Raw genomic sequence first — 25929 nt, 5'->3', positions numbered from 1 at the left:
GTCCGGCAAGTCCGTTGTCCGGCTGGTCCCGGTTACTGACACGTCCTTGATCCGGCGCTGACCCGGCGCGTGCGGGAAACCAGGCCGTGGAGAGGGTAGGAAGATGGCGTGAAACCGACGTGCAGGCACGATGGCGGAACGGTGTACCGCTCGCGTGGCCCGGCCGCGGATGGTCGGGGCCGGGCCTGTTCGGGCGCCTGCGGGACCCGTCAGGTCCACACCGCGCCCAGGGCGACGAGTCCGCAGATGAGCACGGACAGGATCGCCAGCAGCGGCCAGACGAAGCGCAGGTACTTGTCGTAGCCGATCTTCGCCAGCGCGATTCCGCCGATGGTGACGGCGGTCGTCGGCACCCAGAGGTTCATCCAGCCGCTCGCCGCCTGCCAGGCGGTGACCACCACGGCGCGCGAGACGCCCGCGAAGTCGGCGAGGGGCGCGAGGATCGGCATGGCGAGGGTGGCGTGCCCGGAGGTGGAGGGGATCAGGAACGCCAGCGGCAGGTTGACGATGAACACGACGACCGCGAAGAGGCCGGACGAGACCCCGGACACCGCTCCCTCGATGGAGTGCAGCACCGTGTCGGTGATCCGCGAGTTGTTCATGATGACGGTGACCCCGCGCGCCAGCACGATGACGAGAGCGGGCGAGATGAAGTCCGCCGCGCCCTGCACGATCGTCGCGCTCAGCCTCTGTTCGCCGAACCGCGCGACCACGCCGACGACGACCGCGGCGACGATGAAGAGCGCGGCCAGCTGAGGGAACGACCAGCCGAGCTCGAAACCGTACGGAGTGGCGTCGGCGTCCCCGCTGATGGCGCTGGACCACGGCACCACGGAGAAGATCATGAAGGCGAAGGTGAGTCCGACCAGGACCAGGACGATCTGGTGCAGCGGGGTCAGCGGAGGCGGTTCATCGGTTTCCGCCGCCGACTGCTCGCGGTCGCCGGGCAGGAAGCCGGAGAGGGAGCGGGCGGGGTCCTTGCGGACCCGGGAGGCGTAGCGGACGACGTAGGCGATGGTCACGGCCGTCAGGACGATCCACATGACGCCGCGCAGCACGATGCCGTCGCCGAGGGAGATGTCGGCGGCGGACGAGGCGACGCCGGTGGCGAACGGATTGACGGTGGAACAGAGCACGCCGATGCCGGCGCCGAGGATGATCGTGCCGGTCGCGACCATGCGGTCGTAGCCGAGGGCGAGCATCAGCGGGACAATCAGTCCGTAGAAGCCGAGGGTCTCCTCGGCGAAGCCCTCGACCGTGCCGAGCAGCGAGAAGACCACCATGACGCCGGCGATGAGCAGCGCGCCGCGCTCGCGCAGCCGGTGGGCGAGGCGGCCGATGCCCCGGTCCAGGGCGCCGGTGGCGAAGACGACGGTGATGAAGGCGCCGATCGCGATGACGAAGAGGAACACGCCCGCGCTGCCGTACAACTCGCCGGCGAGGTCGGGCCCGACCTGTCCGGTCCCGGCGTCCTGGATTCCGTAGAGACCGTTGACGGGCGAGAGGAAGAGGTCGTCGAGCCGGTCCACGAAGCTCTGGTCGGAGGGGACCCGGTGGTAGGTGCCCTGGACGGGGGCGCCTTCGGCGTTGCGGTCGTACGCCCCGGAGGGGATGAGGAAGGCGAGCGCCCAGACGGCGAGGGTCACCAGGGCGAGGATCGTCAGCGCGCTCGGGAACGTGAACTTCCGCTTCTCCGGGTGGCCCTCCTCGGGATCGGCGCCGCCCGTGACCTGGGTGCTCACGCCGTGCCTCCGGTCCGGTGGCCGGCCGCGAACTCCCGCAGGAAGGCGGCTTCGGCAATCACCGCCGACCTGAGTTCGGAGAAGAGGACGCGTTCGTTCGGGGCGTGCAGGTTGCACATGTTGTCCTGGGCACCGAAGAGCAGCACCTCCGCTCCGGGCACGGCTCTGGCCAGCCCGTTCACCAACGGGATGGAACCGCCGCTCGCGATGTACGCGGGCTCCTCGCCCCACCCCTCGCGCAGGGCCGTGAGGGCCGCGCGGTAGGCCGGGCCGTCGGTGCGGGCCTCGAATCCGGGGCCGGTGTCCCCGGCGGTGACGGTCAGCGGGATACCGAACGGACGGAGTGCCTCCAGGTGGGTGACGAGGAGTCCGCGTGCCTCGCGCGGGTCCTGCAGCGGGTGGAACCGGAGGTTCAGCTTGGCGCGCGCGTAGGGCACGACGGCCGAGGCCGCGTGGTCGACGCTCGGGGCGTCGATCCCGACGACGGTGAGGGCCGGTCCGCTCCAGAGCCGTTCGCCGAGGCTGCCGGATCCGGTCAGCGGTACCCCGTCCAGCGCCCCGGCGAGGGAGCGGAACTCCTCCTCGGTGAAGGCGGTGCCGGTCCACTTCTCGCGCCGGAGGCCCTCCACCGCCACGTCGCCGTGCTCGTCGTGCAGGGTGGAGAGCGCCGCGAGCAGCGTCAGCAGGGCGTCGGGGGCGGCTCCGCCGAACTCGCCGCTGTGCCGGGGCTCGGCGAGGGTGCGGACCTCGACCAGGACCTCCGCCGCGCCCCGCAGTCCGGTGGTGAGAGTGGGGCTGCCGGGGCGGATGTTACCGAGGTCGGCGATGACCATGGCGTCGCAGGCGAAGCGGTCCGGGTCGGTGGGCGGGTACGCGTCGAAGGCACTGCCGTACTCCTCCTGGCCCTCCAGGACGATCTTCAGCCCGACCGGGGGCACGCCGCCGAACGCCCGCAGCACGCCGAGGTGGACGATGACGTTCGCCTTGTCGTCGGCGACGCCCCGGGCCCTGAGGCCGGTTCGGTCGTCGAGGAGGGTGGGCTCGAAGGGCGGTGACCGCCAGAGGCCGGGGTCGCCGGGCGGCTGGATGTCGTAGTGGCCGTAGAGGAGGACGGTGGGCGCGTCGGGAGTGGGCGGTGGAACCTCGGCCACGATGACCGGTGCGGTGTCGGGGAGGTCGAGGCGGTCGATCCGTGTGACGCCGGCTCCTCGCAGCAGTTCCACCAGGAGGTCGTGGGCCTCCAGGACGGGTTCGGGCGGGAAGCCGGGGAAGGCGATGGACGCGATGGCCGTCAGCCGTTCCAGGTCGGCGGTCAGACCGTCCATCAGCGCGTCGACCCGGGTGCTCAGGTCCATGGTGCACACCCCTGTTCCTCACGTACTCGCGTACCCGTGTCCGAGGGGTCGTGTCCGTGCCGGTCCCCGCCGTGCACTCGGCGGGCGTCGCGGCGTGCGGGGCTCGCGCGGACACGCCCCAGGGATCAATGGACCACAGGGCGGGCGCTCCCGCGCGTCCGCGCCGCCGGGTGCCGTGGGTGGCGCCGGGCCGGTCAGCCGCCGAGGACGAGAGTGCGCTGCGCGGAGAAGTCGCCCCACGTGCCGTCGGGGAGCTTGGCCCGGATCTTGACGGAGTGCCGGGTGCCCTTCGGTTCGGTGAGCGTCAGCTCGTAGGCGGCGCGGCCTTTCGGGGGCGTACCGCCCCAGACCACGGTCGTGGTGAACTTCCCGTCGAGGTAGAGCTCGTACGCGGGAATCTCCCCGCCCACCTTCGGCTGGTCCCAGGAGAGCGCCACGACGTAGTCGCCGGGGCCGCCCTTCGTCTCCGTGCGCAGACCGGTGGGGGCGGTGCTCGCGGGGGCGCCGGGGGCGGACTTGGTGGTGACGTCGACGGAACGGCTGTCGTCGGAGGACTTGTCCGAGGTGTCGCGCGCGCGGACGGTGAAGGTGTAGACGGTTCCGGGGCGCAGTCCCGTGAGCCGGGCGCTGGTCACGGTGCCGGAGACGCTGTGGATGCGGGAGTCCTCCTGGTACACGTCGTACGAGGAGACGCGGACGTCGTCCGTCGAGGCCTTCCAGGTCAGGGTGGCGCTGTCGGTGCCGACGGCGGCGGCGCGCAGCGATGCCGGTACGGACGGCGCCGCCCGGTCTTCGGGCGGGGTGGGCTGGGTGGTGGCCGGCACGCCGGGGCCGGGCGCGGAGAGGTTGCCGGCCGCGTCCCGGGCCCGGACGGTGAAGGTGTAGGCGGTGGAGGCGGTGAGCCCGTCGACGTCGATCATGTGCTTGGCGGCGGGGACGGTCTTCACCGGGGTGCTGTCGCGGTAGATCTCGTATCCGGTGACCGCCTTGTCGTCGGAGGAGGGCTCCCACATGACGTGCACGGAGGTGGAGCTGCTCACCTGGGCGGTCACGTCCTGCGGGGTGGTGGGCGGCTCGGTGTCGGCCGCGGCGGCGGGACCGCCGCAGCCGGTGAGCAGAGCGAGGAGGAGTACGGCGGAACAGGTCGACACGACACGCGTGGGGGGAAGGTGCACGGCGCTGCCGCCTTTCGTCCGGGGCATTGGTCCAGACCTGTATGGCACGGCGCGCGGGCGGGTCACAAGGGGGGTGCGCCGAACGTTCCGCAATGTGCGGATGTGCACCTCCCCCGGCTTGCACCGGGGCCCGCACATGTGGTTACGGAGCCCCGGATTCCGCCCTTGAAGCCTGGAGACCCGACACCCGGACACTCGGACACCCGGAAGGCCGATGCGGCGGGGCGCCCGGGCCACCGGCCCCGGAGCCGTACGAGCACCCCGCCGCCGTCACCGGCGGTGCCTCAGCAGGCGATGGCGTACCAGACCGGAGTCCAGTTGACCGTCGTCGACTGGTAGGCGGTGGAGGAGAAGAGGTAGTTCTGGTTCTTGTCGTAGAAGTAGGCGACGGTGCCGGGGGTCTGGTTGTTGATGAGGGGGCCGCTGCCGGTGAGGTTGGGGAGCTGGTAGAGGGTGTTGCACTTGGTGTAGGCGAAGCTGTTGCCGTTGGAGCCCTGCCCGCACACGTAGGTGTAGGAACAGGACAGCGCAGCGGCGGCGGACTTCACCACGGCGGGCGACTCCACCGCGTGCTGACGGGCACCCGCGAGCGCCTTCGCCGCGAGGACGGCCCCGTCGGGCTGGGCGGAGGCCGACGCCGGCCCCATCAGCCCGAGGAGCGAGCCGGCGACGAGCGTCGCGGCGGCCAGCAGGGTCGCGGCGGTCTTCCGTACTGCCATGAGCGGTCTCCCTGGATCTCCCGCCCCGAAGAGGCGGGTACGAGGTGGCTTCCACTTCCACCCCCTGGCGCCTCGTCCCGTCGGCAGGAGCCGAGGGGACACCCGGGGGCGACGCGAGACCTACCCCCGGTCGAATTCGGTAACCTTGCGTGACGACACGGTCACCCTAAGGAGTTTTCGGCGGCGCCTTGCTCGCTGTGACCCCATCGAGTGCATCGGGCGTGAGCTACGACTCGACCGACCGGGTTGCATGAACATGCATCGAAGTGCATACTTTTCCCATGTCTAAGGTAATGACCTCTCTGCCCGTCGGGGAACGCGTCGGTATCGCCTTCTCGGGCGGTCTCGACACCTCCGTCGCGGTCGCGTGGATGCGCGACAAGGGCGCGGCGCCGTGCACGTACACCGCCGACATCGGCCAGTACGACGAACCCGACATCGCCTCCGTGCCCGGGCGCGCCCACGCCTACGGGGCCGAGATCGCCCGGCTGGTCGACTGCCGGGCCGCCCTCGTCGAGGAAGGGCTCGCCGCGCTGACCTGCGGGGCCTTCCACATCCGTTCCGGCGGGCGCGCGTACTTCAACACCACCCCGCTCGGCCGGGCGGTCACGGGCACCATGCTCGTGCGCGCCATGCTGGAGGACGACGTCCAGATCTGGGGCGACGGCTCCACGTTCAAGGGCAACGACATCGAGCGGTTCTACCGCTACGGCCTGCTGGCCAACCCGTCGCTGCGCATCTACAAGCCCTGGCTGGACGCCGACTTCGTCACCGAGCTCGGTGGTCGCAAGGAGATGTCCGAGTGGCTGCTCGCCCACGGGCTGCCCTACCGGGACAGCACGGAGAAGGCGTACTCCACCGACGCCAACATCTGGGGGGCCACGCACGAGGCCAAGACCCTCGAGCACCTCGACACCGGCCTGGAGAGCGTCGACCCGATCATGGGTGTGCGGTTCTGGGACCCGTCCGTCGAGATCGAGACCGAGGACGTCACCGTCGGCTTCGAGCAGGGCCGCCCGGTGACCATCAACGGCAAGGAGTTCGCCTCCGCCGTCGACCTGGTGCTGGAGGCCAACGCCATCGGCGGCCGGCACGGCCTGGGCATGTCCGACCAGATCGAGAACCGGATCATCGAGGCCAAGAGCCGCGGCATCTACGAGGCGCCGGGCATGGCCTTGCTCCACGCGTGCTACGAGCGCCTGGTCAACGCGATCCACAACGAGGACACCCTCGCCACCTACCACAACGAGGGCCGCCGCCTCGGCCGCCTGATGTACGAGGGCCGCTGGCTGGACCCGCAGGCGCTGATGATCCGCGAGTCGCTCCAGCGGTGGGTCGGCATGGCCGTCACCGGTGAGGTGACCCTGCGGCTGCGGCGCGGCGAGGACTACTCGGTCCTCGACACCTCCGGACCGGCGTTCAGCTACCACCCGGACAAGCTCTCCATGGAGCGCACCGAGGACTCGGCCTTCGGGCCGGTGGACCGCATCGGTCAGCTGACCATGCGCAACCTCGACATCGCCGACTCCCGCGCCAAGCTGGAGCAGTACGCCGCCATCGGCATGGTCGGCAGCTCCCACCAGGCGCTGATCGGCGCGCAGGCCACGTCGACGCCGCTGATCGGCGCGATGCCCGAGGGCAACGCCCAGGAGATCGCCTCGCGCGGCGAAGCCCCGGGCGGCGACAAGCTGCTCGACAGCGCCGCCATGGAGTTCGGTGCCGACTGACGGCCGCACCACGTGAGCGGAGGGAGGCCCGGCGGGTTCGCCGGGCCTCCCTCTCGCGTCGGTGCGCCGTGTGGGACGCCGGCCACCGGGTCAGCTCGTGAAGAACTCGCTGATCTGCTGGGCGACCTGGTCGGCGCGGGTCTCGTGCATCCGGTGCCCGCCGGGCACGGTGATCAGTCGGCAGTCGGGGATGCGCGACGCCACCTCCGGCAGGAGTGCCTGCGGCATGGTGCTCTCGGGCCCGCCGGCGATGATCATCGTGGGCGCGACGATCTCGCCCAGCGCCTCCGCCCACTCCGGGTCGGGCTCGGAGAGCTGGGCATGGACCTCGGGCACGGCGTTCTCGTCGTAGTCGACCGGTCCCTCGGCCCGCCCGGCCGGTCCCGGATCGCCGGGGAAGGGCGCGGGGGTCTCCACCAGGACGAGCCGCTCCACCCGGTCGGCGTGCTCCTCCGCGAGCAGCAGGGCGACCGAGCCGCCCATGCCGTGGCCCACCAGACCGACCCGGTCGAGCTCGCACTCGTCGAGGAAGCCGACCACGTCGTCCCGCATCTGCTCGAACGCGTACTCGTCCGGCCAGTCGCTCTCACCGTGCCCGCGCAGATCGAGGGCGTACACCCGCCACTCGGCGCCGAGCAGGGACCCGGTCGCCTCCCAGTCGGCGGACGAACCGCCGAGACCGTGCAGGAGGACGACCGGCGAGCCGAAGGGGTCGCCCCACGTCCGGTACGCCAGCCGCACATCGCCGACATCCACAACAGACTGATCTTCCATACCCCTGACGCTACAGCCGGTGGCCAGGGTGAAATGCCCGCACCCCGGCCTGGCAGGCTTACGGGGTGAACCGCACCGCCCGGGCCGCCGCCCGCCGCTCCCTCGCGCCCCTCTCCGTCGCCCTGCTGGCCACCGCCCTGCTGACCGCCTGCTCGGGTGCGGGCGAGAAGCCGGAGAAGGGACTCGACGACCCGGCGAAGAAGAGGATCGCCATGGAACTCGTCTCCAGCGCGGAGAACTCCACCCTGGACTGGCAGGACCAGTACAAGTACATCGAGGACATCCACGACGGCCGCGGCTACACCGGCGGCATCATCGGCTTCTGCTCCGGCACCGGGGACATGCTCGACGTGGTGGAGCGGTACACGAAGGCCCGCCCCGGCAACAGCCTCGTCCGCTTCCTCCCGGCCCTGCGCGCGGTCGGTGGAACCCCCTCGCACGCCGGTCTCGGCACGCCGTTCACCGAGGCGTGGGCCGCCGCAGCGAAGGACTCCGCCTTCCGCGCCGCGCAGGACGCGGTCCTGGACGAGCAGTACTTCGACCCGGCGGTCGACCGGGCCGAGAAGGACGGGCTCAGCGCCCTGGGCCAGTTCATCTACTACGACGCGTACGTCATGCACGGCGCCGGCGACACCGAGGGCACGGTCGGCTTCTCGTCCATCCGCCGCCAGGCCCTCGCCGCCGCCGACACCCCCGCCGAGGGCGGCGACGAGGAGGCCTACCTCAACGCCTTCCTCGACGCCCGGGTGGCGGCCATCGCCAAGGAGCCCTCGCACACCGACACCAGCCGGATCGAGACCGCCCAGCGCCGGTTCGTGACCGAGGGCAAGCTCCAGCTGGAGACCCCGCTGCGCTGGAAGGTGTACGGGGAGAGCTTCCGTATCGACGACTGAGGCAAGCGCTGAGGCAAGCGGACGAGCGGACCACCACCCTGACCCGGCGGGCGCTCGATGCATCCGGCGCCCTTCCACGCGCGCCGGTTCGCTCCGACAACACCCCGCGCTTCCGTACGCGGTCGATCGCTTCCGCCCGCCCGTGACGCATCGGCACCCCGCCCCGTTGGCGATACGGAGGCCGCCGTTCCGACGCGCCGCCCTGCGGGTCCCGTGCCGTGCCGGTACGAGTCCCGTACGGTCCCGGTACGAGAGCCGTGCCGGTACGGGTGCTGGTTCGCCGGTACGGGCACCACCGCTGGGTGTACGCCCCGCCCCTCCCAGGAACCGCTCCGCACCGCGCCAGCCGAGCGGTGCGGGGCTCCTGGGACGGCGTCACGACCCCCTGCCGGATCACCCCCTGCTGGATCAGCACCCTTGCCGGTCACCGCCTCTTGCCGGTCACCGCCCCGCCCGTCACCGCCTCCACCGGAACCGCCTGCTCCAGGCCGCCCTGACCCGGGCGGGTGACGCGGCGCCCCAACCGGAACGGGAGGCCGGTGAGGCACGAAAGGCCTGATAGGAAGCTCGCGACAGAGCAGATGATCAACGTTTCTCCGCTGGAGGACAGGTGCCTCACATCCAGGCCGTTGCCGCGCTCCGCAGTCACGACGAATCCCCCGGTCCGGCCGGCCGCGCGCGTCCCGCGGGCGCCGGCCGCCGTACCGCACTCCCCTCGGCCGCCGTCGCCGTCGCCCTCGGACTCTCCTTCGTCTTCGCCCCGGCCACCGCCCTGGCAGACTCTCCGGCTCAGGAGGTGGCGATGCGTCACGAAGCGGTCCGGCAGGTAGGGGCAGCCCCCGCGGTGGGGCTGGACGACCCGGCGAAGAAGGAGATCGCCATGCAGCTGGTCTCCAGCGCGGAGAACTCCTCCCTGGAGTGGCGGGACCAGTACAAGTACATCGAGGACATCGGTGACGGCCGTGGCTACACCGGGGGGATCGTCGGCTTCTGCTCCGGCACCGGTGACATGCTGGGGGTGGTGGAGCTCTACACCGAGCGCGCCCCGGGCAACCTCCTCGCACCGTTCCTGCCCGCCCTGCGCGAGGTCGACGGCACCGACTCGCACGAGGGTCTCGGCTCCCGGTTCACCGCCGCCTGGGAGAAGGCGGCGCTGACCGACCCGGTCTTCCGCAAGGTGCAGGACGACGAGCGCGACCGGGTGTACTTCGACCCGGCCGTGAAGCAGGCGAAGGCCGACGGGCTCGGCACACTCGGCCAGTTCGCGTACTACGACGCGCTCGTCATGCACGGCGAGGGTGACGACAGCGCCGGCTTCGGCGCCATCCGCACGAGGGCGCTCGCCTCGGCCCGGCCGCCGTCGAAGGGCGGCGACGAGACGGTCTATCTGGCCGCCTACCTCGACGCCCGGGTGTGGGCCATGCGGCAGGAGGAGGCCCACTCCGACACGACCAGGGTCGACACCGCGCAGCGGGTCTTCCTGCGGAACGGCAACCTCGGCCTGAACCCGCCGCTCGACTGGAAGGTGTACGGGGACAGTTACCACATCGGCTGATGTGTCGTCAGTCACCTGCCGGCCGGGAGTCGCGCCCGGCCGGACGGGGGTGCGCCGGGGAGGTCAGCCCCCGGCCGCGAGCCGGGCGAGGCGCCTGGCCTCGTCTCGGGTGGCAAGGGCGACGGCGTCCTCGTCCACGGTCGTGAGGCTGCCGTTCTCCACGACCGGCCTGCCGCCGACGAGCGACAGGGTGACGGGCGCCGCCGCACCGAGGACGAGGGCCACGACCGGGTCGGCGATCGAGGCGTGGGCGAGGGTGTCCATCCGCCAGAGCACCAGGTCGGCGAGCTTCCCGGCTTCGAGGGAGCCGATCTGGTCGGCCCGCCCGAGCACCCGGGCCCCGCCGTAGGTGCCGAGCCTCAGCGACTGACGTGCCGTCAGCGCCCGCTCCCGGTGCGGCCCCAGGCGGTTGACGAGGACGGCGTTGCGCAGTTCGGTGTGGAGTTCGCCGGACTCGTTCGATGCGGTGCCGTCGACGCCGAGGCCGACCGGGACGCCGGCGGCCAGCATGTCCGGTACCCGGGCGATCCCGGCGGCGAGGCGGGCGTTGGAGGAGGGGCAGTGCGCGACGCCCGTACCGGTACGCGCGAACGCGGCGATGTCGGAGTCGTTCATGTGGACGCAGTGGGCCATCCACACGTCTTCGCCGAGCCATCCGGTGGACGCGAAGTAGTCCGTCGGCCCCATCCCGAACAGCTCCTTGCAGAACTGCTCCTCCTCCACGGTCTCCGAGCCGTGGGTGTGCAGCCGCACCCCCCTGGCGCGGGCCAACTCCGCTCCCTGCCGCATCAGTTCGGTGGACACCGAGAAGGGGGAACAGGGCGCGACAGCCACTTGCGTCATCGCGCCGAACGACGGGTCGTGGTGGGCGTCGACGGTGGCGGCGGTGGCTTCGAGCGCGCCGTCGAGGGTCTCCACCGCGAAGTCCGGCGGGAGTCCGCCGTCCTTCTGGCTGCGGTCCATGGAACCGCGGGCGAGCGTGAACCTGACGCCCATGTCGCGGGCGGCGCCGATGATCGCCCCCGACAGATCGCCGGAGTGCCGGGGGAAGACGTAGTGGTGGTCCATCGCGGTGGTGACGCCGCCGCGCGCCATCATCGCCAGCGAACCCTGCGCCGCCGCCCGGACCATGGGTTCGTCGATGCGCGCCCAGGTCGGGTAGAGCGCGACGAGCCAGTCGAAGAGGTTGTGGTCGGTGGCCAGGCCCCGGGTGATCCACTGGTAGAAGTGGTGGTGGGTGTTGACGAGCCCGGGCGTGACCAGGTGACCGGTGCCGTCGATGCGGCGGACCACGTTCGCCAGCCCCTCGGGGGCGCGGCCCGCGCCGACGGACTCGATACGGTCGCCCGCGACGACGACGTGGCCGTCGGTGTACTCGGTGTCGTGCGCGTCGACGGTGGCGACCGCGCAGTTCTCGATGACGAGGCGCTGAAGCCCTGCCGGATCGGTCATCGTGCTTCCTTCGGTAAGTGTGGTGCGGGCAGCCGGTGTTGTGCGGCAGGCTCCGCGACTGCTCAGAGGTTGGTGAGGTCCGCCGGGATCGACTGCGCGGCGCCTTCGCGCAGCACGGTGGCCTCGATCAGTCCGTAGGGGCGGTCGGCGGCGAGGTAGACGGCCCCGTCCTCGGAGGCGTTGTCGAGTCCGAACGGCTCCAGGTCGACCAGGAAGTGGTGCTTGTTCGGCAGCGAGAAGCGGATCTCGTCGATCTCGGCCCGGTTCTCGATGACCCGGGTGCCCATCTGGTGGAGTGTCTGCTGGAGGGAGAGGGAGTACGTCTCGGCGAACGCCCGGAGCAGATGGGCGCGGGCCTGCTCCCAGGACTCCTCCCAGCGGGGCATCTCCTGAACGTCGTCGGACCAGTTGTACCGCCACCGGGCGGAGACGTCGGTGGCGAGGATGCGGTCGTACGCCTCCTTGAGCGTGGTGTACCGGTCCTTCGCGTAGCCCCAGAACTCGGAGTCGGTGGAGTTCAGGACGGTGAGATCCTTCACTCCGGAGATCACCTCCCAGCGCTCGCCGTCGTAACGGATCTGCGTGGTGCGGACCTCCTGCCCCTTCCGTACGAAGGAGTGGCGCGGGGTGTCCGGGCCGGTGGCGGCGGGATCCTCGATGCGTTCCCAGGCGTACTCCTCGATCCGCACGCGCGCCCGGCCGATCGCGGGCTGGGAGCGGACGAAGTGCCGGGCGAGGTGGATGCCGAACTGCTCGGCGGAGTCGATGCCGTGCTCCTTGGCGAACGCGTACACCGTGTTCTTCATGGTGTCGGTCGGCAGGACGTGGGCGTTGTCGCCGGAGATGTGGACCTCGTCCAGGTCGCCGGAGAGGGAGACCGAGACGTTCAGGTCCTTGATGTGGTGCGTGGTGCCCTCGCGCACGATCTTGACGACCCGGTTCTCGGCCTTGCCGTACTGGTTCTGGCCGAGCACCACGGTACGGGGCCGGGGGGCGGTGACCTCGGAGGGCTGCTGGGCGTGTGTGGTCATGGGTTGCCGGGACCTTTCTGCGGGGAGCGGGAGGCGGCGCCGTCAGGGGTGCGGGCCCGGGGGCGTAGGGACAGAAGTTGTTCGGCGGGTGCGGACGGGAACGCGATGCGTGCGTTCGGGCGGGACGCGTACGGGTACGGCGAGCCGCCCCGCCGCGGGGATGCTCACGTCGGCGACGGGGTGGGCCGCGGGCTGAGGAACCCTCAGCTGCCCCGGTAGACGGAGTAGCCGAACGGGGAGAGCAGCAGCGGTACGTGGTGGTGCTCGCCGGGACGGACGGCGAAGGTGATCGCCACCTCCGGAAAGAACGTTCCGCCATCGGCAGGCGGAGCGGCCGGTCCCGCCGTCTCCGGGGCGAAGTACGCCTCGGTGTCGAAGTCGAGCCGCACCTGGGACGCCCCCTCGGGCAGAGCGGGCAGGTCCGCGCAGCGGCCGTCCGCGTCCGTCACCGAGCCGCCGAGCGGCGTCCACCCCGCGGTGGCGTCGGGGCGGGTGGCGAGGCGGACGGGGACGGAGGCCGCGGGGCGGCCGATGCTGGTGTCCAGGACGTGCGTGGACACCGAGGTGGTGGTGTCGGTGCTCAGGACCGTCACTCCCCTTCGGTCACGAGACGGGTCAGCCGGATACGGTTGATCTTGCCCAGCTCGGTGCGCACGATCGCGCTCTCCCGCTCGGGCGTGTTCCCCGTACGGGCCCGCAGCGCGTCGCGCAGCTGCCCGGCGGTCGCCCCGGTGGCACAGATCAGGAAGACATGGCCGAAGCGCTCCTGGTAGGCCAGGTTCAGTTCGAGCATCTCGGCCCTGAGGGCGTCCGAGGCGCCCGCCATTCCCCGCTGTTCCCGCGCGGAGACGGGATCTCCGGGCTTCGGCCGCCCGATCGGCGGATGACCGGCCATCGCCTCGGCCAGGTCGTCCACGGACAGCGCCGCGGTGGCCGCGTCGCTCGCGGTGAGCAGGTCGTCGGCGGTGGCGAAGGGGTGCCGTGCGAGAAGGGCGGCGCCCCAGGCACCGCTGGAGCAGATCTCGGTCAGTACGTCGGCGACTTCGTCGTGCGCCAGGGCGTTGAACCGGGCCAGGCCCGGTGGGGAGCTCGATGTCACGGAGCCTCCGCGCTGATCGTCGCTGTTTCGTGCTGTGCGCCGTGCGGGCTGCGAACAGCTAACGCCTCCGCGCGACGCCGCGTCAACACTTTGTTGAAATTGGCCTGTCGGGCGTCGGGGAGCGGCCCAGCGTGCCGCACGCACGGCTCCCTCAGGCTCCCTTCTCGCGGTTGAGGTAGTTGTAGACGGTGAATCGGCTGACCCCGAGGGCGCTCGCCACCGTCTCCACCCCGTGCCGTACGGCGAACGCGCCCCGGGCCTCCAGGGTGCGGACCACGGACTGCTTGGCCCGGCGTTCCAGTCCGGCCAGCGGCCCGCCGTACGTCCGCTCCATCGCGGCGAGGATGTGGTCCAGGGATTCCGAGAGCTGCGGCAGTCGTACGGCCAGGACGTCCTGGCCCTCCCACGCGAGCACCACGTCGTCCGGCCGCGCCCGTCCGACGTCCAGCAGTTCGGCGCCGATCGCGTCCGCCAGCGGTTTCACGGCGGCGACCAAGGGGTGGTCCGGCGAGGGACCGTCCGGGGCGGGGCGGTCAGGGGCGGGGCGGTCCGGGGCGGGGCCGGCACTCACTGTTCCTCCCCCTCGCCGATCACGTTGACCTGGAACGAGATCCGGGTGGCCCCTGCCGCGAGGGTGCGCCGGAGCAGCGTGTCCACGGCCGCCAGCACCACGTCCGCACCGCCCTCCGCCGTGTTGCCGAAGGGCCCGACGTCCACCGCGTCCAGCGGGGCCGCGCCGATGACCTCGCGGGCCACCATGGCGTGTGCCGGGGCCTCTTCGAGATCGAAGGGTTCGGTGGTGAATTCCACCCTCAGACGCACGGTGCCTCCCCAGGCGTTCCGGCCGGCGTGCGGGCCGGCTCGGCCCCGACTGTAACGCGGCCCGCGAACGGCTCCGAGGGCCCGGATCGACCGGAAACCACGCCAAACGCCTTACCGGGGAGCGGTCTCTGGAGGACGATGTGCGGAGGCGGACGCCGGGCGGGAAGCGGAACGGTCCAGGCCCCACCTTCCGCCCAGTCACGCCCCGCTCACCCACTCCCCCACAGAACGCCGCGTCGGTACCCGGGCGCCGGCGGAAGGAGACGCTGTGGAACCTGTGCACGTGCGCTGCCCCGTCTGTCTGCGTGACCGGGCGTTCGTGATCCCGGTCTACACGTGTCCCTGCGGCGCCCCCACCGCCCTGCGAACCGTGCGCGGGGCACCCGCCACCGTGATCACCCAGCGCGTCTGGGCGGACTGCTGGGTCACCGCGCGCTGCGCCGGCTGCGGGCGCGAGGACCACTGGCCGCAGCCGGAACTGGGCTGCCCCTGCGGCACGGTCCTGCGCGTCCCGGTCCGCACGGAGCCCTCCGCCGCCCCCGGTACGGACCCGGAGTCCGGGCACGGTACGGCCCCGGAAGCCGGCGCCGAGCCACCGGCGCACATCCCGCTCCCGCGCACCGCGCCCCCTACGCGCCCGCCCTTCCGGCCCCTGCCGGTCCGCACCGCCCGGGACGCGGTGACGGCGGCCGGGCTGTACCTCGGCTGGCTCGGCTTCCAACGGGTCACCCAGGCGCTCGAACGTCCCGCCTCACGCGTCGACCTGCGGGCGGACGGGGCGCTCGCACAGGTCGAGACCTCGACCTGTCCGACCGGGGTGCGCGAGATCGAGTGCCTCTGGCTGAACGCGCTGAGCGAGTCCGTCTCCGGGGTCTTCTTCTCGCTCGCGGGATACGAGGAGACGGCCGTCCGGCGCGCGGACCTGGTGTCGATGCCGCTGTTCTCCATGGACCTCACCGGTACTCCGCAGCCGGTCAACGGCGCCGCCGAGGATCTGCTGGGCACGGGGACCTGAGGGGTCCGGCGCGGGTGCCGCCGGCACCGACTTCGGGAGTCCCGGCAACCCGGCGGGCCGGTGCTCGCCATACTGGCCGTATGCGCATCCGCTCCGCCAGACGCTCCGATCTCCGCCGCCTCCAGGACATCGAGCGCGCCGCAGGGGAACCGTTCAGAGCCCTCGGAATGGCAGACGTCGCCGACGACGAACCGCCGTCCCTCGAACTGCTGGAGAGTTACCGGGCCGCCGGACGCTGCTGGGTGGCGGCCCATCCCCACACCCCCGCGGACGAGAGACCCGTCGGCTATCTGATCGCGGACCCGGTGGACGGAGCCGCCCACATCGAACAGGTGTCGGTCGATCCGTCCGCGTCCCGGCTGGGCATCGGCCGGGCGCTCATCGATCACGTGGCCGTGTGGGCGGAGAGACAGGGGCTCACCGCGCTCACCCTGACGACCTTCTGCGACGTCCCGTGGAACGCGCCGTACTACGCGCGCATCGGGTTCACCGTGCTGCGCGAGGACCAACTCAGCGACGGACTGCGGAGGATCAGGGCCGAGGAGGTGGGCAACGGCCTGGACCGACGCCCCCGGGTCTGCATGCGCCGCGAACCGGCCCGGATCGTGCTGCCCCGGCCCGTCACCCTGACGACGGTCGCCCCGCCACCGTCCGGAGGACCGGTCCTCGCCCCCCGGACCGACGTTGTCAGTGGCGAACGCTAGCGTGTGCGCATGGCTTTGACTCCTCGTCACCCGTCCACCGGGACCTCGCGGTCGACCGGCCCCGTGAACCCGACCGGCCCCGTGGACCCGACCGATCCTGAGAGCCCGGCCGAGGCCGCGGCCCCCGCGCCCGGCCACGAGCGTCCCGCGAGCCCGTCCGCCGTCGAGACCAACGAGGCCATCCGGGCCCTCGTGGACTCCCGCGCCGGACGCGACTGGTCCTCCGACGCGTACGAGGTGCTGCTCATCGAGTGGGCGGCGGCGACCCGGGGTCCGGCGCCGGAAATAGTCGAGGCCGCCTGAGAATCCGGCGGACCGCCGGGCCGCGACCGGCAGGGTTGGCCGGTCGCGGCCCCGGTTCACCGCAGGTCGCCCTCGGCGTACTCCGTACCGGCGGCGCGGGCGGTCTGCTCGCGCAGTTCGACCCGGCGGATCTTGCCGGAGATGGTCTTCGGCAGCTCCGCGAACTCCAGCCTGCGCAGGCGCTTGTACGGGGCGAGGACGGCCCGGGAGTGCTCGAACAGCACCTTCGCGGTGTCCGGTCCGGGCTCCCAGCCCTCGGCGAGCACGACGTACGCCTTCGGCACCGACAGCCGTACGGGATCGGGGGCGGGCACGACCGCGGCCTCGGCGACCGCCTCGTGCTCCAGCAGGGCGCTCTCCAGCTCGAAGGGAGAGATCTTGTAGTCGGAGGACTTGAAGACGTCGTCGGACCGCCCGATGTAGGTGATGTACCCGTCCTCGTCGCGGGAGCCGATGTCACCGGTGCGGTAGTAGCCGTCCGCCATCGCCTCGGCCGTGCGTTCCGGGTCCCCGTGGTAGCCGGTCATCAGCCCGGTCGGGGCTGCGGAGAGATCGAGGGAGATCTCCCCCTCCGTGGCGCCGGGTTCACCGGTGAGCGGGTCGAGCAGCTCGACCTTGTAGCCGGGGGTGGGGCGGCCCATCGAACCGGCCTTCACCTGCTGGCCGGGCGAGTTTGCGACCTGGACGGCGGTCTCGGTCTGGCCGAAGCCGTCCCGGACGGTCACGCCCCACGCCCGCCGCACGGTCTCGATGACCTCGGGATTGAGCGGCTCACCGGCGGCGACGACCTCACGCGGCGGGTTGGCGAGCTGGGTGAGGTCGGCCTGGATGAGCATCCGCCACACGGTGGGCGGCGCGCAGAAGCTGGTGATGCCCGAGCGGTCCATCTCGGCCATCAGCCGACTCGCGTCGAAGCGCTGGTAGTTGAAGATGAAGACGGTCGCCTCGGCGTTCCAGGGGGCGAACAGGTTGGACCAGGCGTGCTTGGCCCAGCCGGGCGAGGAGATGTTCAGATGGACGTCTCCGGGCCGCAGCCCGATCCAGTACATCGTCGCCAAGTGGCCTACCGGATAGGACACATGGGTGTGCTCCACCAGTTTGGGGCTGGCGGTCGTGCCGGAGGTGAAGTAGAGCATCAGCGGTTCGTCGGGGGACGTCTCCCGGTCCGGTACGTACGCCTCGGAGTGCTCGTCGGCGCCCGCGTAGGAGAGCCAGCCCTCCGGGACCCCGGCGCCGTCGCCCGCGCCGCCGACCGCCATGCGCGTGTAGGAGCCGGGCACGTCGTCGAACTTGCCGGTGTCCTCGGCCCGCACGATCACATGGCGGACCCGGCCCCGTTCGACCCGGTCGCGGAGGTCGAGCGGTCCGAGGAGCGGGGTGGCGGGGATGACCACGGCGCGCAGCTTCATCGCGGCGAGCGCGGTCTCCCACAGCTCGACCTGGTTGCCGAGCATGACGAGGATCCGGTCGCCTTCGCGCACGCCTTGGGCGGCGAGCCAGTTGGCCGCCTGGTTGGAGCGGGCCGACATCCGGGCGAAGGACGTCTCGGTGCGGCGGCCGTCCTCCTCCACGATGTGCAGGGCGGTACGGTCGTTGCCCTCGGCGATCACGTCGAACCAGTCGAGCGCCCAGTTGAAGCGGTCGGGCCGGGGCCACCGGAATCCCGCGTAGGCGGTCGCCCAGTCCTCGCGGTGCTGGAGCAGGAAGTCCCGGGCGGCCCGGAACGTCCCGGTCGCGCTGGTTGCCGACATGTGTCCTCCTCGTTGTGGACCGGACCGGTCATGGCCCCCGATTCAACCAGCCCCTCCTGCCCCAGGACCCCGCCGGTACCCGGGGCGGTTCACCCCCCGGAGTCCCCGAAGTCCACGAAGTCGGCGAAGCGGACGTCGTGCGCGCCCGCGTCCGTCATCACGGTCAGCAGGCGTACGGCCTCCACGGCGACGGCCTCCCGGTCCGCGCGGCCGAGCCGGCCCAGCGGCTGGACGGTGGCGGTCGCGGTGTCGTCCGTACGGTCGAGGCGCCAGATCGCGGCGAGGAACCCGTCGACGAGCACGGTGCCGTACGCCTGGTTCCCCTTGCCGTTGCGCCCGCTGAACTCGGCCGGGATGACCCGGGTGCGGTCGGCGTGGCCGAGGAGGACGTTGTCGAACTCGGGCAGGAAGCGCGGCGGGGCGGGGAGGTCCGGGCCGGGGCGCGGGGCGTCGGGGAGGTCGAAGAGTTCGGCGCCGTTCTCGTCGCGGAAGGTGAGGAGTTGCGGGCGCAGCCGGTCGAAGACCTCACGCATCCGGGTGAGCCCGGCCCAGCTCTGGAGGTCCTTCACGGATGCGGGGCCGAAGGCCGCGAGGTAGCGGAGCACCAGGGTGTCGGGGGCCGGGGCGGCTTGGGCGGAGCGGCCGAGCCAGTGCTCCAGCGTGGTGAGCGTGACCTGCCCGCTCCGCTCCCAGAGGCCCCGGGGCGTGGTCTGTGCCAGCGGGAGCGCGCAGCGGGCCGCCACGGTGAGGGCGAGCGGGTCGGCGTCCGGCCACTCGGCGAGGAGCGCGGTGCGCAACTCCTGGACCGTACGGGGCCGTTCCTCGACGAGTGCCCGGCTGATCTCCTTGAGCCGGTCGAGGTCCACCCCGGTGAGCCCCTGCCGGAAGAGTCTCAGTTCGCGGTCGCGGGCCGGCTGGACGAGCGGGCGCACGGTGAGGGCGTCGTCGGCGGTGTGGGTGTGGATCGTGGAGCGCAGGGTGACGATCCGTACGACCTCGCGCGACTCCATCAGCGTGGAGAGGGCGGCGGGGTCGAAATCGGTGAGGCGCGAGAAGAGCTGGAAGTAGGGCGGCCGGGTGTTCTGCGCCTGGAGCCCGACGAGGTGGGCGACGGCCTCCTTCGGAGACATCTCCGACCGTTCGAGGAGGAGTTGGCGGTGGAGCGTCGCCCGGTTCAGCGCGCGGGCCGAGAGCACGGCCGGGCGCACCGGTCCGGCGGCGGGGCGGGGTCCGGGAGGGTTCTTCTGGGCGGCCATGTCCGGCACGGTATGCGGACTCGCGGACAGTTCCGGTCCGCGAGGAGGGCCGCCGGTCCGATGTTCCGCCGGGCGGGCGGTCGACGGGGCGGCTCGGGCGGGCCCGTCCGGGCACTTCGTCGACCGCCCGCCCTGGGTCCCCGACACACTCGGGCAGCCCGTGTGACCCGGGCATGGGCCCTCCCGCCCGCATGATGGACCGGTGATCAGCGTCCTGTTCGCCGTCCTGACCGCGCTCAGCAACGGCTCCGCCTCGGTCCTCCAGCGCAGGGCGGCCGTCAACGTGCCGGACTCGGCGGCGATGCGGCCCTCCCTCTTCGGCCATCTGCTGCGCCAGAAGGTGTGGCTCGGCGGGATCGCGCTGGTGGTCGTCGCGGCCGTCTGCCAGGCCGTGGCGCTCGCGACCGGACCGATCGCGGTGGTGCAGCCGATCTTCGTGATCGAGCTCCCCTCGACCCTGTTGCTGGCCGGGTTCGTCATGCGCGTCCAGGTCCCGCGTCAGGTCTGGTACGGCGTCGCGGCCGTGACGGTCGGCCTGGCCCTGGGCATGGCGTCGGCGGCCCCGGGCGGGGGCCACGACACCGTACGGGGCACCGACTGGGCCGTGGCGCTCGTGGTCACCGGGATCTTCGAGGCGGCCCTGATCGTGGCGGCCCTGGTGTCCAGGCGCAACACCCGGGCGGCGCTGCTCGGGCTCGCCGCCGCCTGCGGCTACGCGCTGACGGCTGCCCTGATGAAGGACGCCATGGGCCGGCTCGACGGCTCCGGCGGGGTGACCCAGCTGCTCGCCGCCTGGCAGCTCTACGCCACGGCGGCGGCCGGGGTCGGGGCGCTGTTCCTGCTCCAGAACGCCCTTCAGGCGGGCACGCTGGTGGCGGTCCAGCCGATGCTGACGCTCGGCGACGCGCTGATCAGCATCCTGTACGGGGTGACGCTCTTCGGGGAGACGCTGCGCACCGGATGGTGGCTGCTGCCGGAGCTGGTGGCGGTCGCCCTGATCGGCGCGGGCTGCCTGGAGCTCTCCCGGTCGCCCCTCGCCTCCGGGAACCCGCTGCCCCCGCGCCGCGTGAAGTAGAGGGCTCCGCCTCCGGGCGCCGGTCACGCCCCGCCCGTCACGCGCCGCCGGTCGCCCCCGCCCCCTTGCCCGTACGCCTGCCGTGCCGGCGCCCGGCCACCACGTCGGCGATCGCCGCGAGGAGTCCGGCGCAGACGAAGGCGACCGAGACGATGAGGCCGTGGTCGTACGCCGTGGCCCACCCGTCGCCGGTGACCTGGGCGAAGAAGACGGACCCGACCGCGGCGATGCCGATGGCGGATCCGACGCGCTGGCCGGTCTGGAGTGTGCCGCCGGCGCTGCCCGCGTGGGCCACCGGCACGTCGGAGAGGGTGAGCGTCTGGTTGGGGGCGATGACCAGCCCGCTGCCGATGCCGCCGAACAGCAGGGGGGCGGCCATCGCCCATCCCGCGTTGTGGCCCGGTACCTGGTGCACGGCGAGGGCCGTTCCGGCCAGACCGACCGCGACCATGCCCAGCCCCACGACGACCAGCGGGCGCCCGAACCGGCTCACCAGCCGGCCGCCGATCATGGCCGAGAGGCCCGAGCCGACGGCGAACGGGGAGATGGCCAGGCCTGCCTGGAGGGCGCTGTAGCCGAGGCCGGACTGGAGGTAGAGCGTGGTGACGAAGAAGATCGAGGTGAATCCGGCGAAGTACAGCAGGATCAGCAGACAGCCCAGCCAGTACGAGCGCAGCCGGAAGAGCGACAGGTCCAGCACCGGCTGCGTCCCCCCGCCCGCGCAGCGCGCCTCCCAGGCGACGAAGGCGGCGAGCAGCGCGGCGGCGACGAGGAGCAGCAGCCACTTCCCGTTGCCGTGCCACTGCTGGGCCTGGACGAAGGGCAATAGCAGGCAGAGCACGCCCGCGCCGAGCAGCAGCACACCGAGCGGGTCCAGGTCGCGGGCGCGTACGTGGCCGGCCGACGGGGTGTCCGGCAGCAGCTTGCGGGCCAGCAGCAGGCAGACCACGCCGAGCGGAAGGTTGACGTAGAACACCCAGCGCCAGCCCTCCTCCGCGCCGGCCAGCTGGATCAGCAGCCCGCCGAGCAGCGGTCCCACGGCGGTGGAGATGCCGACGACCGTGCCGAACATCCCGAAGGCCCGGCCGCGTTCGCGCCCGGAGAACATCTGCTGGATCAGGGCGGAGATCTGGGGCGAGAGCAGGCCGCCCGCGAGCCCCTGGACCAGTCGGGCGACCACCAGCCAGAGGCTGGACTGGGCGGCGCCGCAGGCGGCGGACGAGAGCGTGAAGAGGGCGAGGCCGATCATGAACACCGGGCGCCGCCCCCGCGCGTCGCCGAGCCGTCCGGCCGGGATCAGGAAGAGCCCGAAGGCGAGGGCGTAGCCGGAGAGCACCCACTGGAGGTCCGATTCGGGGGTGTGCAGCCCTTCCTTGATGGACGGCAGCGCCACGTTGACGATCGACACGTCCAGCAGGGTCATGAACCCGGCCACCAGGCAGACCGCGAGGGCCCGCCACCGGTGGGGGTCGGGTTCCCCCTGCCCGGAGCCGCCGGAGCCGGAGGGGGAACCGGGGGGTGTACCGCGCCCTTGCGGACCGGGACGCGCCGAGCTGGGAGTCATGCTTCGGACCCTACGGGGTGTCCCGCCGTCCTCGGCGGATCAGCGCGCGGCGTCGGACGCGGTACGTCGCCCGGTCCCGGCCGTGCCGTCCGTACCCGTCGGGTACCACCCGCCGTCTGCTCCTTCATGCTCGAACACACCAACAGCCCGTACCCCGTCGCACCGGCAACTCACCCACACGATGCGGGGAATTAACCTCTGATGCCTTGTCATGCATGTTCTACGCGCATAGCTTTCTGCTCTCACTACACACTTTGGGGGCAGTACCCGTGCAGATATCCAGAGCCCGTTCGGCCGCGCTGGCCGGTGTCGTCGCCGTCGCGCTGTCGGTGACGGCCCTGCCCGCCGCCTTCGCCGCCCCGTCCGCGGGGGCCGTGATCTCGGAGGTGTACGGCGGCGGGGGCAACTCGGGCGCCACGCTCACCCGTGACTTCATCGAGCTGGGCAACGCGGGCGGCGCGGCGTTCGACCTCTCGGGCTACAGCGTCCAGTACCTGCCCGGGACCCCGTCCGCCGGCTCGCTCTGGCAGGTGTCCCCCCTCACCGGCTCCGTCGCCCCCGGCGGCCGCTACCTCGTGGCCGAGTCCGCCGGTACGGGCGGCACGGTCGCCCTGCCCACCCCGGACGCCACCGGCACCGTCGCGATGGCCGCGGGCAGCGGCACGGTCGCCCTGGTCTCCGGTACCACCCCGCTCACCTGCAAGACGGCGGCCGACTGCGCCATCGACACCCGGATCGTCGACCTCGTCGGGTACGGCTCCGCCGTCGTCCGCGAGACCGCGCCCGCCCCCGCCCCGTCCGCCACCGCCTCGGCGGCCCGTGCCGCCTCGTTCGCCGACACCGACGACAACTCCGCCGACTTCACCGCGGGCGCCCCGACCCCGGTCAACACGGCCGGCCAGACCTCCGGGGGCGGCTCCACCGACCCCGGGGAGCCGAGCGAGCCCACCGAGCCGGGCACCGTCCGGGTGCACGACATCCAGGGCACCACCCGTCTCTCGCCGCTCGACGGCCAGACCGTCACGGCGGTACCGGGCGTCGTCACCGGCGTCCGCACGAGCGGATCGCGCGGCTACTGGCTCCAGGACACCGCTCCGGACGGGGACGCCCGTACCAGCGAGGCGGTCTTCGTCTTCACCGGCTCCGCCGCTCCCGGCGTCGTCGCCGGGGACTCGGTCCTGGTCAGCGGCAAGGTGGACGAGTACTACCCCGGCACCGGGACCCAGTCCGTCACCGAGATCGGCACCCCGAAGACCACGGTGCTCTCGCACGGCAACGCCCTGCCCGCACCGGTCGTGCTCGACGCGTCCTCGGTGCCCGCCGCGTACACGCCCACCGCGGGCGGCGGCTCGATCGAGGCGCTCCCCCTGCGGCCGGACACCTACGCCCTCGACCTGTACGAGTCCCTCGAGGGCGTCCGTGTGCAGATCGCGGACACCCGGGTCATCGGCGCGACGAACTCGTACGGCGAGATGTGGGTCACGGTCAAGCCGAACGAGAACCCGAGCGCGCGCGGCGGCACGCTCTACACCTCGTACACCGACCAGAACACCGGGCGCATCGAGGTGATGTCCCTGGACACCGCCGAGCCGGTCCCCACCGCGAACGTGGGCGACGTGCTCTCCGGTACGACGACGGGCGTGCTGGACTACGTCTCCTTCGGCGGGTACGCCCTGCAGGCCACCGAGGTCGGCACGCGGACCGACAAGGGGCTGAAGCGCGAGGTCACCCGCAAGCAGAAGAAGAAGGAACTCGCGGTCGCCACGTACAACGTGGAGAACCTCGACGCCCTCGACGGCCAGGCGAAGTTCGACACCCTCGCCTCGGGCATCGCCGTCAACCTCTCCTCGCCGGACGTGGTCTCCCTGGAGGAGATCCAGGACGACAACGGCGCCACCAGCGACGGCACGGTCGGCTCCGAGGCGACCCTGAAGCGCTTCACCGACGCGATCGTCGCCGCCGGCGGACCGCGCTACTCCTGGCGCTACATCGCCCCCGAGGACGGCAAGGACGGCGGTGAGCCCGGCGGGAACATCCGCAACGTCTTCCTCTTCAACCCGAAGCGGGTCTCCTTCGTGGACCGCCCGGGCGGCACCGCGACGACCGCCGTCACCGCGGTGGACACCCGCAAGGGCGTCGAGCTCTCCGCCTCGCCCGGCCGGATCAACCCGACGAGCGCCGCGTGGGCGGACAGCCGCAAGCCGCTGGTGGGTGAGTTCCGTTTCAACGGCGAGACCGTGTTCGTCATCGGCAACCACTTCGCCTCCAAGGGCGGCGACCTGCCCCTGCACGGCAAGAACCAGGAGCCGCAGCGCAGTTCGGAGGTCAAGCGCGTCCAGCAGGCCGCCGAGGTCAACACCTTCGTCAAGTCGCTGCTGGCGGCGGACAAGTCGGCCAAGATCATCACGCTCGGCGACCTCAACGACTTCGCGTTCTCCCCGGCCGTGACCGCGCTGACCGAAGGCAAGGTCCTCAAGCCGCTGATCACGACGCTGCCCAAGAACGAGCAGTACAGCTACGTGTACGAGGGCAACTCCCAGACACTGGACCACATCCTGACGAGCCCCGGCGTCCGCCGTCTCGACTACGACGTGGTGCACATCAACGCGGAGTTCGCCGACCAGGCGAGCGACCACGACCCGCAGATCGTCCGCGTGGCCCTCGGCGGCGGCTCGGCCAAGGACGACAAGAAGCACGACGGGAAGAAGCACGGCAAGGACAACGGGCACGGGAAGGGGCACTGACTCCTGCCGCTGACCCGTACCGGTGATCACGAGGGCCGTCCGCTCGCGGGCAGCCCTCCGCCGTGTTCAGTGCTCGACGCGTGACCCGGCGGGCTGACGGGCCGGCGGGCTGACGGCTACGGACGACCGACAGACGGGACCGACGACCGACAGCCCTTCACGCACCGGCCCGGCCCGACGCGGCGTACTCCTGCCGGCCCGCCGGGCCTGGCCTCCGGTCGGCGGGGAGCGGGCGGTCCGTGAAGAAGCGTGCCGCCAACTCGGCCACGTCGTCGGCGCGTTCCAGGACCACCCAGTGGTCGGCGTCGGCGAGTGTGAGGAACCGGCTGCCCTCGACCGTCGCGGCGAACTCCCGTTGCCGCTCCGGTGAGGTGACCGTGTCGTGCTCACCGGCGAAGACCAGCGCCGGCACCCCGGTGAGCCCGCCGGAGAAGTCGGGCCGGTCCCCCAGGGCGCGTACCAGCGAGTCCGCGGCGTGCGGCGAGGTGCGCAGGGCGTGCAGGAAGGACCGCCTCACATAGCGCTGGGCCAACGCTCCCCGGTGGACGTACCGTTCGGGGTCCATGCACATCAGGGCCTCGGCCGCGAGGGTGGCGAGGCCCTCCGGGTCGCCGGCGGTCATCCGTTCCACCGCCCGCCGCCAGTGGTCGCGCTGGGCCGGGGAGATGTGCGCGGGGACCCCGCCGAGGGCGATCCTGGCGACCCGGCCGGGGTGGTGGCGGGCCCAGTCGAAGGCGATCGCCGTGCCGTAGGAGAAGCCGAAGAGGTTGACGCGCGGGGCGCCGAGGTCGTCGACGATCCGGGTGACCGCCTCCCGCAGCAGTACGGCGCTCGGTCCGGGAGGCAGCGCACCGGCGCTTCCCATGCCGGGGAGGTCGGCGGTCACCACGTCGGCGAGCGGGCCGAGGTGGTCGTCCATCTGGGGCCACCCGTGCATGCCCTGGAGCGCGCCGCCGAGCACCACCACGGGTTCGGTCGCGGGGCCGGGGGGCAGGACGGCGTCCTCGCCTCCCGGTGCGCGAGCCGCGTCCGGCCCGGGGCCCTGCCCCGGAACAGGTACGAGTACGGGTGCGGGGCCGTCGGGGCCGCCGCCGCGCTTCAGCAGGCGGTAGGCGAAGGGGACCCCCTCCACCGACAGCGACCGGATGATCTCCTCGCCCATGGTTCGCTCTC

23 protein-coding genes are annotated in these 25929 nt (G+C 72.2%); 8 read left to right on the top strand and 15 right to left on the bottom strand.

Features of this window, described 5'->3' with window-relative positions; all coding sequences use genetic code 11:
- Positions 1-209 precede the first annotated feature (209 nt).
- From ACWCSV_RS06860 to ACWCSV_RS06845, 4 genes are all read right to left on the bottom strand, one after another.
- On the bottom strand, positions 210-1742 hold the full coding sequence (locus ACWCSV_RS06860; RefSeq protein WP_451139227.1) for a YfcC family protein: 1533 nt from the start codon (positions 1740-1742) through the stop codon (positions 210-212).
- Complete coding sequence (locus ACWCSV_RS06855) at positions 1739-3097, bottom strand: M20/M25/M40 family metallo-hydrolase (protein ID WP_451139225.1); 1359 nt, start codon at positions 3095-3097, stop codon at positions 1739-1741. The genes ACWCSV_RS06860 and ACWCSV_RS06855 overlap by 4 nt, the downstream gene beginning before the upstream one ends.
- A 194-nt stretch (positions 3098-3291) precedes the next feature.
- Positions 3292-4299, bottom strand: a complete 1008-nt coding sequence (locus ACWCSV_RS06850) for a fibronectin type III domain-containing protein (protein ID WP_451139223.1) — start codon at positions 4297-4299, stop codon at positions 3292-3294.
- 257 nt (positions 4300-4556) lie between these two features.
- Positions 4557-4991: a hypothetical protein gene (locus ACWCSV_RS06845; RefSeq protein ID WP_451139221.1), complete on the bottom strand. Its 435-nt coding sequence runs from the start codon at positions 4989-4991 to the stop codon at positions 4557-4559.
- A 281-nt stretch (positions 4992-5272) separates the two neighbouring features.
- Between ACWCSV_RS06845 and argG the strand changes: the two genes are divergently transcribed.
- Positions 5273-6718, top strand: a complete 1446-nt coding sequence (argG, locus tag ACWCSV_RS06840) for an argininosuccinate synthase (RefSeq protein WP_451139219.1) — start codon at positions 5273-5275, stop codon at positions 6716-6718.
- 90 nt (positions 6719-6808) lie between these two features.
- On the opposite strand, the gene ACWCSV_RS06835 is transcribed toward argG, so the two are convergent.
- Complete coding sequence (locus ACWCSV_RS06835) at positions 6809-7492, bottom strand: alpha/beta fold hydrolase (protein ID WP_451139217.1); 684 nt, start codon at positions 7490-7492, stop codon at positions 6809-6811.
- Between the two features lie 65 nt (positions 7493-7557).
- Here ACWCSV_RS06835 and ACWCSV_RS06830 point away from each other — a divergent pair, with 65 nt between their 5' ends.
- Both ACWCSV_RS06830 and ACWCSV_RS06825 read left to right on the top strand, forming a co-directional pair.
- The gene (locus ACWCSV_RS06830) at positions 7558-8385 is read left to right on the top strand and encodes a chitosanase (RefSeq protein ID WP_451139215.1); all 828 of its coding nucleotides are present in this window, start codon (positions 7558-7560) and stop codon (positions 8383-8385) included.
- 796 nt (positions 8386-9181) lie between these two features.
- Positions 9182-9940, top strand: a complete 759-nt coding sequence (locus ACWCSV_RS06825) for a chitosanase (RefSeq protein WP_451139573.1) — start codon at positions 9182-9184, stop codon at positions 9938-9940.
- Positions 9941-10003: 63 nt separating this feature from the next.
- On the opposite strand, the gene ACWCSV_RS06820 is transcribed toward ACWCSV_RS06825, so the two are convergent.
- The 6 genes from ACWCSV_RS06820 to ACWCSV_RS06795 all read right to left on the bottom strand — a co-directional run bounded on the left by ACWCSV_RS06820 (position 10004) and on the right by ACWCSV_RS06795 (position 14344).
- Complete coding sequence (locus tag ACWCSV_RS06820; protein WP_451139213.1) at positions 10004-11392, bottom strand: 8-oxoguanine deaminase; 1389 nt, start codon at positions 11390-11392, stop codon at positions 10004-10006.
- 62 nt (positions 11393-11454) lie between these two features.
- On the bottom strand, positions 11455-12423 hold the full coding sequence (pucL, locus tag ACWCSV_RS06815) for a factor-independent urate hydroxylase (RefSeq protein ID WP_451139211.1): 969 nt from the start codon (positions 12421-12423) through the stop codon (positions 11455-11457).
- A gap of 203 nt (positions 12424-12626) precedes the next feature.
- The gene (gene uraH / locus ACWCSV_RS06810; RefSeq protein ID WP_451139571.1) at positions 12627-13007 is read right to left on the bottom strand and encodes a hydroxyisourate hydrolase; all 381 of its coding nucleotides are present in this window, start codon (positions 13005-13007) and stop codon (positions 12627-12629) included.
- Between the two features lie 5 nt (positions 13008-13012).
- A complete protein-coding gene (gene uraD, locus ACWCSV_RS06805; protein WP_451139209.1) occupies positions 13013-13522 on the bottom strand; it encodes a 2-oxo-4-hydroxy-4-carboxy-5-ureidoimidazoline decarboxylase in 510 nt (169 codons plus the stop codon).
- 151 nt (positions 13523-13673) lie between these two features.
- On the bottom strand, positions 13674-14018 hold the full coding sequence (locus ACWCSV_RS06800) for a helix-turn-helix domain-containing protein (protein WP_451139569.1): 345 nt from the start codon (positions 14016-14018) through the stop codon (positions 13674-13676).
- A 71-nt stretch (positions 14019-14089) separates the two neighbouring features.
- Positions 14090-14344, bottom strand: a complete 255-nt coding sequence (locus tag ACWCSV_RS06795; RefSeq protein WP_451139207.1) for a hypothetical protein — start codon at positions 14342-14344, stop codon at positions 14090-14092.
- Between the two features lie 268 nt (positions 14345-14612).
- On the opposite strand from ACWCSV_RS06795, the gene ACWCSV_RS06790 reads away from it, so the two are divergent.
- From ACWCSV_RS06790 to ACWCSV_RS06780, 3 genes are all read left to right on the top strand, one after another.
- On the top strand, positions 14613-15359 hold the full coding sequence (locus tag ACWCSV_RS06790; protein ID WP_451139205.1) for a hypothetical protein: 747 nt from the start codon (positions 14613-14615) through the stop codon (positions 15357-15359).
- Between the two features lie 80 nt (positions 15360-15439).
- The gene (locus ACWCSV_RS06785) at positions 15440-16063 is read left to right on the top strand and encodes a GNAT family N-acetyltransferase (protein WP_451139203.1); all 624 of its coding nucleotides are present in this window, start codon (positions 15440-15442) and stop codon (positions 16061-16063) included.
- Positions 16064-16144: 81 nt separating this feature from the next.
- Positions 16145-16366 (top strand): hypothetical protein, encoded by a 222-nt coding sequence (locus ACWCSV_RS06780; protein ID WP_451139567.1) that lies wholly within the window; start codon positions 16145-16147, stop codon positions 16364-16366.
- Positions 16367-16422: 56 nt separating this feature from the next.
- On the opposite strand, the gene ACWCSV_RS06775 is transcribed toward ACWCSV_RS06780, so the two are convergent.
- Entirely contained in the window at positions 16423-18117 is a 1695-nt protein-coding gene (locus ACWCSV_RS06775; protein WP_451139201.1) for an AMP-binding protein, read from the bottom strand.
- A gap of 89 nt (positions 18118-18206) precedes the next feature.
- Positions 18207-19373, bottom strand: a complete 1167-nt coding sequence (locus tag ACWCSV_RS06770) for a winged helix DNA-binding domain-containing protein (protein ID WP_451139199.1) — start codon at positions 19371-19373, stop codon at positions 18207-18209.
- A 202-nt stretch (positions 19374-19575) separates the two neighbouring features.
- Between ACWCSV_RS06770 and ACWCSV_RS06765 the strand changes: the two genes are divergently transcribed.
- Positions 19576-20448 (top strand): DMT family transporter, encoded by an 873-nt coding sequence (locus ACWCSV_RS06765; protein WP_451139197.1) that lies wholly within the window; start codon positions 19576-19578, stop codon positions 20446-20448.
- A 37-nt stretch (positions 20449-20485) separates the two neighbouring features.
- On the opposite strand, the gene ACWCSV_RS06760 is transcribed toward ACWCSV_RS06765, so the two are convergent.
- Positions 20486-22012, bottom strand: a complete 1527-nt coding sequence (locus ACWCSV_RS06760) for an MFS transporter (protein ID WP_451139195.1) — start codon at positions 22010-22012, stop codon at positions 20486-20488.
- Between the two features lie 269 nt (positions 22013-22281).
- Between ACWCSV_RS06760 and ACWCSV_RS06755 the strand changes: the two genes are divergently transcribed.
- Positions 22282-24756, top strand: a complete 2475-nt coding sequence (locus ACWCSV_RS06755; RefSeq protein WP_451139193.1) for an endonuclease/exonuclease/phosphatase family protein — start codon at positions 22282-22284, stop codon at positions 24754-24756.
- Between the two features lie 157 nt (positions 24757-24913).
- On the opposite strand, the gene ACWCSV_RS06750 is transcribed toward ACWCSV_RS06755, so the two are convergent.
- Entirely contained in the window at positions 24914-25918 is a 1005-nt protein-coding gene (locus ACWCSV_RS06750; protein ID WP_451139191.1) for an alpha/beta fold hydrolase, read from the bottom strand.
- Between the last annotated feature and the right edge of the window lie 11 nt (positions 25919-25929).

The organism is Streptomyces sp. NPDC001770 (assembly GCF_053596135.1).
The sequence above is the reverse complement of the archived record's forward strand: the minus strand, read 5'-3'. Positions and strand labels throughout refer to the sequence as shown.